Genomic DNA, 1,814 nt, shown 5'->3' on the forward strand with positions numbered 1-1,814 from the left:
GCGCTGGTCGGCGGAGTGGTGGTGGGGCCGGCAGCAACGGCCAGGTCGTACGCCCGCTGCGGGACGAACTGACCGGCCGGGGCGATGCAGCCGTCTGCCTCGCCGGGCAGCTTGATCCACAGGAACGCGTCGATCGCCGGGTCACCGGTGGCGGTGGTGCTGGGGGTGCCGATCGCGCGGCCGGCCGGGTCGCACCACTGCGAGCCGTTCGGTCCGTTGCCGTTGCGGCTGGTGTCGATGACCGCCTTCAGCCGGGACACCCCGGTCGCCGCGATGACCGCCTTGGCGTACGTGATCTCGTCCGCGGTGCGCCGGTAGTTCGACACGTTCAGTGAGATGCCGTCCGCGCTGTTGGCGATGTCAGCGCCGGTGAGCCGGGCGGCGGCTTCACCCGGGGAGAGCCACGCCGAGTGCCCCGTGTCGAAGTAGACCTTGGCGGCGGTCGAGGCGGACTTGAGCTTCTTGCCGGCGTACGCCATCGACGCCATCGTCTCGGCCTGCTGGCTCGCGTTCTGGCAGCTCGTCATCAGGGGCAGCACGTCCGGCTCCAGGATGACCGTCGCCGGTCGCCCGGCCAGCCCGGCGGCGACCTGGTCGATCCACTGCCGGTAGCTGGCGTGGTCCGGGGCCCCGCCGGTGCTCGCCCCGCTGCAATCCCGGTTGGGGATGTTGTAAACCACCAGGATCGGCACCTTCCCGGCGGCGGCAGCCGCCCCGACCAGGGCGTCCACCTCGGCTCGTACCGTCGAGGTGTTGGTCCGGGTGAACCAGCGGCCCTGCGGGACGGTGGCGATCCGGTCCCGGATCACCGCGGCCCGGGGGTCGCCGGGGTTCGCGGCGACCCAGGCGGCGGCGGCCGTGGCCGGGTCGACGTAGAACGCGGAGTCGGCGGCGACCGCCGCCGGGGCCCGGACCAGGCCGAACAGAACGGTGGTGGCGGCGGTGAGCGTGGCTGCCGCGGCGGCTGCCGCGGCGAGCGCGGGTCTGCTTCTCATGGCGTCTCCCATGCAAATCGAAGAGCGCCACTGGAAGCGCTCCCACAACGTCGATAACCTACGTGCTTGTTTCCGGTCTGTGAAGAGCTCTGGTCGCGTCGGACGGCCTCCGCCAGCCCGCTGAAAAAGCCGGGCCGTCGGGATGGCGCGGGCAGCGGGTCGACTGCCGATTGTCGGCGCCCGGCAACCCTCCACCGTTCGCAGGCACCGCCGGCCGCCGGCGTTCCCGGCGAGCGGGGCGGTAGCGGGGGAGAATGGCCGGATGCGCATGGTGATCATCGCGGACACGCATGTGCCGAAGCGGGCCCGGGACCTGCCGGAGCCGCTCTGGGCGGCGGTCGACGCCGCCGACGTGGTGCTGCACGCCGGGGACTGGGTGGACGAGGCGCTGCTGGATGCCATGGCGGCGCGGTCACGCCGGCTCGTCGGCGTGTACGGCAACAACGACGGGCCGGCGCTGCGCGCCCGGCTGCCGGAGATCGCCCGGGTGGAGCTGGCCGGGCTACGGGTGGCGGTGGTGCACGAGACCGGGCCCAAGGCCCGCCGGGAGGAGCGCTGCGCGGCCCGCTTCCCGGATACCGATGTGCTGGTGTTCGGCCACTCGCACATCCCGTGGGACACCGTCGCACCCGGCGGGCTGCGCCTACTCAACCCCGGCTCGCCGACCGACCGCCGCGCCCAGCCGTACGCCACCTACCTGACGGCGCGGGTGGCGGCGGATCGACTCGCCGAGGTCAAGCTGCACCGCCTCCCACCGCGCTGACTCCGCACCGGCCGCGGCCGGATCTCCGCCTCGCGGGCGTCGATCGGTGCCAGCCC

General features: G+C 73.5%; 2 protein-coding genes. One reads left to right on the plus strand and one right to left on the minus strand.

The features are described from left to right. Nucleotides 1–995: glycoside hydrolase family 6 protein (locus C1I99_RS31385; RefSeq protein WP_111137751.1), on the minus strand; the 995-nt coding region annotated here is incomplete at its 3' end. A 262-nt stretch (nucleotides 996–1,257) separates the two neighbouring features. Between C1I99_RS31385 and C1I99_RS31390 the strand changes: the two genes are divergently transcribed. Beyond that, entirely contained in the window at nucleotides 1,258–1,758 is a 501-nt protein-coding gene (locus C1I99_RS31390) for a metallophosphoesterase family protein (RefSeq protein WP_111137752.1), read from the plus strand. Nucleotides 1,759–1,814 lie beyond the last annotated feature (56 nt).

This window comes from Micromonospora deserti (assembly GCF_003236335.1).
Lineage (GTDB): Bacteria > Actinomycetota > Actinomycetes > Mycobacteriales > Micromonosporaceae > Micromonospora > Micromonospora deserti.

Bases quoted from the DNA above. Each gene is read 5' to 3' on its own strand.
- C1I99_RS31390 (WP_111137752.1), top strand. From the start codon at position 1,258: ATGCGCATGGTGATCATCGCGGACACGCATGTGCCGAAGCGGGCCCGG.